Source organism: Streptomyces sp. CBMA123, from assembly GCF_014596465.1.
Taxonomy (GTDB): Bacteria; Actinomycetota; Actinomycetes; order Streptomycetales; family Streptomycetaceae; genus Kitasatospora.
The window spans coordinates 1-5043 of the sequence record NZ_MECK01000337.1 but is presented as its reverse complement, the minus strand read 5'-3'; the positions used below and the strand labels follow the sequence as shown (position 1 = coordinate 5043).

At 74.9% G+C, this 5043-nt stretch carries 5 protein-coding genes; 3 read left to right on the top strand and 2 right to left on the bottom strand.

The window, feature by feature from the left end; all coding sequences use genetic code 11:
- The 3 genes from BG452_RS29745 to BG452_RS29735 form a co-directional block, all read left to right on the top strand.
- A partial coding sequence (locus BG452_RS29745; RefSeq protein WP_188307452.1) for a DUF4139 domain-containing protein occupies positions 1-919 on the top strand: 919 nt, incomplete at its 5' end.
- 3 nt (positions 920-922) lie between these two features.
- Positions 923-2470: a mucoidy inhibitor MuiA family protein gene (locus BG452_RS29740; RefSeq protein WP_188307451.1), complete on the top strand. Its 1548-nt coding sequence runs from the start codon at positions 923-925 to the stop codon at positions 2468-2470.
- 54 nt (positions 2471-2524) lie between these two features.
- Positions 2525-2887 (top strand): DUF952 domain-containing protein, encoded by a 363-nt coding sequence (locus BG452_RS29735; RefSeq protein ID WP_188307450.1) that lies wholly within the window; start codon positions 2525-2527, stop codon positions 2885-2887.
- 41 nt (positions 2888-2928) lie between these two features.
- On the opposite strand, the gene BG452_RS29730 is transcribed toward BG452_RS29735, so the two are convergent.
- Together BG452_RS29730 and BG452_RS29725 are read right to left on the bottom strand one after the other, a co-directional pair.
- Positions 2929-3936 carry a helix-turn-helix domain-containing protein gene (locus BG452_RS29730; RefSeq protein ID WP_188307449.1) on the bottom strand — a complete coding sequence of 336 codons (1008 nt, stop codon included), beginning with the start codon at positions 3934-3936 and terminating at the stop codon, positions 2929-2931.
- Between the two features lie 226 nt (positions 3937-4162).
- A partial coding sequence (locus BG452_RS29725; protein WP_188307448.1) for a pseudouridine synthase occupies positions 4163-5043 on the bottom strand: 881 nt, incomplete at its 5' end.

Below are 5043 nucleotides of genomic sequence, written 5' to 3'. Positions count from 1 at the left end.
CTTCGGCGGCGCCCCGCCCGAGGAGTCCCGCCGCGCCCGCCGCCGCAGCGCGGCCCCGCCCCCGGCCACCGGATTCGCGCCGGAAGCCGTCCTGCTCGACTACCCCGACCTCCAGCTGGCCGGCCCCGACGACCCCTCCGGCCGGCGCGGCACCCTGCGCCCCACCCCGGCCCGGGTCGAGCGCGACGAGCTGGCGCAGCTGCTGCCCGGCGGCCGCGAGGGCGGCCGCCTGGCCCGCCTCGCCCTCCCCCGCCACGCCGTCCCACCCCGGGAGTCGGCCGGCTCCTTCGACCACCGCTTCGACGCCGCGGCCCGCGCCGACATCCCGTCCGACGGCACCTGGCACACCGTCACGGTGGACGGCGTCCCGCTCTCCGTCCGCCCCGAGTACGTCACCGTCCCCGCCGTCGAGGCGAAGGTGTACGCGACCCTGGTGCTCGTCAACCGCACCGACCGCGCCGTGCTGGCCGGCCCGGTGGAGGTCACCGTGGACGACGAGTTCCTGCTCACCGCCGCCCTGCCGACCCTCGCCCCGGGCGGCACCAGAAGCCTGGGCATCGGCGTCACCGAGAGCATCGAGGTGGCGCGCCGGACCGAGCTGCACGAGTCCGCCACCGGCATGCTGAAGGGCAACAGCACCGTGCTCGACCACCGGGTGCACGTCCAGCTGGCCAACCGGCTCGGCCGCGCCGTCACGGTCGAGGTCCGCGAGCGCGTGCCCGTCGCCTCCGACGCCGAGATCCGGATCGAGGAGCGCGCCGACTGGCAGGCCCCGGCCGTCCCGACCCCGGAGTGCCCGGCCGGCACCCGGCTCTGGCGGGTCGAACTGCCACCGGGCGGCCGCACCGAGCTGGACGGCGGCTACCAGATCAAGATCCCGGCCGGAAAGGCCATCGTCGGCGGAAACCGGAGGAACTGACAGATGACCGAAGAGACCGTCCCCCTCCCCGTCACCGCCGTCACCTGCCTGGAGGACCGCGCCCAGGTCGAACGCTCGGTGACGGTCGAGCTCACCGGGGGCGTCCAGCGGCTGCGGCTGGGCCCGCTCACCGCCCTGGCCGTGGACCGCACCCTGCGCGTCGAGGCCGCCGACCCCGGCACCCGGGTGCTGGAGGCCCGGCTGGTGCGCACCTGGGCCCCGCGCGCCCCGCTGCCACCCGGCCCGGCGGACTCCGCGCTGCGCCACCGGCTGCACGCGCTGGAGGCCGAGTCGCGGCTGGCGGACCAGACCCGCGCCCGACTGGAGGCCCGGCTCGCCCTGCTCGCCCAGCTCTCCGCGGACCTGCTGCGCGAGATCGGCGAGGGCGCCGGCGGCGGCGAGATCGAACGCACCCGCTGGGCCCGCGAGCTGGACCGGGTGGACGCCGAGCGTGAGCGCTACGGCGAGGAACTGCGCGCCACCCGCTCCCGGCTGCGCCGCGTGGACCAGGAGCGCTCCCAGGCCCTGCTGGCCCTGGACGCGGCCGAGGAGGAGCCCGCCGAGCTGCACGCCCACCTGGAGCTCACCGTCGAGGCCGAGCGCCCCGGCCCGGCCGGGCTGACCGTCCACCACCTCGTGCCCTGCGCCCTGTGGCGCCCCTCGTACCGCGCCACCCTGGACGCCGGCAGCCTGCGCCTGGAGTCGGAGGCGGTGGTCTGGCAGCGCACCGGCGAGGACTGGACCGGCGCCCGGCTGACCTTCTCCACCGCCCGCTCCGCCCTCGCCACCGACCCGCCCGCGCTCACCGAGGACGTCCTGACCCTGCGCGAGCGCACCGACGAGGAGCGCCGCACGGTCGACGTCGAGCTGCGCGAGGAGGAGGTCGGCACCCTCGGCCCGGGCGCCGCCGTCCCCGGCCTGGACGACGGCGGCGAGGTCCGGGTGCTGCCCGCCCCCGCCCCGGCGACCGTCCGCTCCGACGGCCGGGCGCACCGGGTCCCGCTGGGTGCCTTCACCGGCCCGGCGGGCAGCGAGTACGCCTGCGCCCCGGAGCTGTCCCCGCTGGTCACCCAGGTGGTCCGGTTCCGCAACACGGCCGGGCACCCGCTGCTGGCCGGCCCGGTCGAGCTGGTGCGCGGCAGCGGCTTCACCGGTCGCGGCGAGCTGCGCTTCACCGCCGCGGGCGCCGACGCCGAGCTGTCCTTCGGCAGCACGGACGACTACCGGGTGGTCCGCGAGACGGACGAACGCCGGAGCAGCGCCGCGCTGAGCGGCCGCCAGACCACCACCCGCACCGTCCGGCTGCACATGTCCCGCTTCTCCGGCCCGGAGGAGCGGGACGAGCGGCTGGTCACGGTGCGTGAACGGGTGCCGGTCTCCGAGGTGGCCGCGGTCGAGGTGCGGCTGCGCAAGGAGGAGTGCTCCCCGGCGCCGGACTCGCTCGACGCCGAGGGCATCGTCCGCTGGGACGTCCCGCTCGGCCCGGGCGCCCGCCGCAGCCTCACCCTGGTGTACGAGGTCTCCGCCTCCGCCAAGGTGGCCGGGCTGTGACGCCGGAGGGCCCGTGACGACCGCTCAGGACCGGAAAGCGGGTACAAAAGGAACATGATCCTCCATCTCGCCCCCCTGGACGACTGGCTGTCCGACCCCGGCCGCCCGTACGCCACCGCCTCACTGCTCACCGACGGGTTCATCCACTGCTCGGCGGACGAGCAGACGGCGCTCGCGGTGGCCAACGCCTTCTTCACCGACACCCCGGACCCGCTGATGGTGCTGCTGATCGAGGAGGCACTGGTGGAGCCGATGGTGAAGTGGGAGGCCGCGCACGGCGCCCCGCCGCCGGGGGCCACCCCGGGCGTCCTCTTCCCGCACATCTACGGGCGGCTGAACCGCTCCGCCGTGCTCGGCCTGGAAAAGGTCGAGCGCGGCCCGGACGGCCGCTGGGCCTCCCTCAGCCCCTGGAGCTGAACGGCGTCCGGCCAGGCGTCCGGATCCGATGGGCAGAGACCCTAGAGCCACCCCCGCTCCCGGGCCGCCATCCCGGCCTGGAAGCGGGTGGTGGCGCCCAGCGAGCGCATCAGGGCCTGCAGCCGCCGCTGGGTGGTCCGGGCGCTCCAGCCCAGCGAGCGGGCGATCGACTCGTCGGTCAGCCCGGCGGCCAGCAGGCCGAGCAGCTTGCGGTGGTCGGCGTCCGGCTCCGCCGAGGCGTCCCCGGTGCCGATCGCGGCCTGCAGCTGCACGGCGCGTTCCCACTCCGCCTCGAACAGGGTGTCCAGCGCCTGAAGCAGCGCCGAGGGGTGGATCACGTAGGCCGCGTCCAGCACGCTGTCGCCGACGCTGATCGGGATGATCGCCATCCGGTCGTCCGAGATGATCATCTTCATCGGCAGCGTCGGCCGCACCCGGGCCTCCTCGCCGTCCGCGACGCCGACCAGGATGTTCCGCTCCAGCCGACCGGGCCAGGCCACCGCCTCCCGGTCGTAGATGGTCCGGAACCGCAGCCCCTCCCGCAGCCGCCGCCGCTGCTGCGGCATCGCCGCCACCGGGTCCTGGATGTACGGCGGGCGGTCGAAGCCGCGGACCTGGTACTGGCTGCTCCCGGTGATGTGCTCCAGCCGCTGCGCTATCGCCTCACCACCGGTCAGCACCTCCACCGAGTGCGCCGGGTCGGTGTAGCGCGAGGCCTCCCGGAAGGCGTCCATCAGCCGGTGCATCTCGGCCCGGGCGCTGCGCAGTTCGGACTCCCGGTGGCCGATCAGGGTCCCTATCGCCACGTCCGGAGCGACCGGCAGGTAGCGCTCCCGGTCCACCGGCGCCCGGGTGGCCATCCCCTGCTGCGCCAACCGGTCCAGCGCGCGCACGCTCTGCTGGAGCGTCAGGCCGCAGCTCCCGGCCAGCTCCTCCGCGGTGGACTGCGGACTGGCGACCAGCGCCGCGTACACCTGTCCGTCCGGCTCGGCCAGTCCCAACGGGCCGAGCGCGTGTCCGGCGGACCGTCCCAGTGCTGCATCGGACACGACGCCGTCTCCCCCTGTTCGCCCCGGACCACCCCTCCGGCGCCGGTGCTGGCGCAGTCCCGCCACACGGCGGGGCAGTGGTCCGGTGGCCATCCTCGGCCACGGATCATGGCGCTGACAAGGCCGTGACCAGCGGTTGCGTCCCGGCTCACACACACGTCGGAGGGTCCCCCGCCACCACGGGCGGGGGACCCTCCGACGAACAACCGCTGAAGAAGCCGGACCCTTACAGGCCGACCTCGCGCATCAGCTGACCGACCTCCGGGTTGGTCAGCCGGCGCAGCCAGCCCGACTTCTGGTCGCCGAGCGCGATCGGACCGAAGTGGGTGCGCACCAGCTTCTCCACCGGGAAGCCGACCTCGGACAGCATCCGCCGGACGATGTGCTTGCGACCCTCGTGCAGGGTCACCTCGACCAGGTAGTTCTTGCCGACGTTGGAGATCACCTTGAAGCTGTCGGCGCGCGCGTAGCCGTCCTCCAGCTCCACGCCCTGGGCCAGCCGCTTGCCCAGGTCACGCGGGATCGGGCCCTGGATGGCGGCCAGGTAGGTCTTGGTCACGCCGTACTTGGGGTGGGTGAGACGGTGGGCCAGCTCGCCGTGGTTGGTGAGCAGGATGATGCCCTCGGTCTCGGTGTCCAGCCGGCCGACGTGGAACAGCCGGGTCTCCCGGTTGGTCACGTAGTCGCCCAGGCACTGGCGCCCGTCCGGGTCCTCCATGGTGGAGACGACGCCGGCCGGCTTGTTGAGCGCGAAGAACAGGTAGGACTGGGTGGCGACGGTCAGGCCGTCCACCTTGATCTCGTCCTTCTCCGGGTCGACCCGCTTGCCCTGCTCGGTGACCTGCTTGCCGTTGACCTCGACCCGGCCCTGCTCGATCAGCTCCTCGCAGGCGCGCCGGCTGCCGATGCCGGCCCGGGCCAGCACCTTCTGCAGGCGCTCGCCCTCGGGCTCGCCGAAGGTCTTGGGCAGCTTGACGGCCGGCTTGTCGTGCCGGGCCAGGACGGCGTCCTCGATCTTGGCCTGCAGTTCGCGCGAGCGCTGCGGCTGGCGGCGCGGGTCGCCCGGGGCGCCCTGGCCCTCCCGGCGCGGGCGCGGGGCCGGGCTGG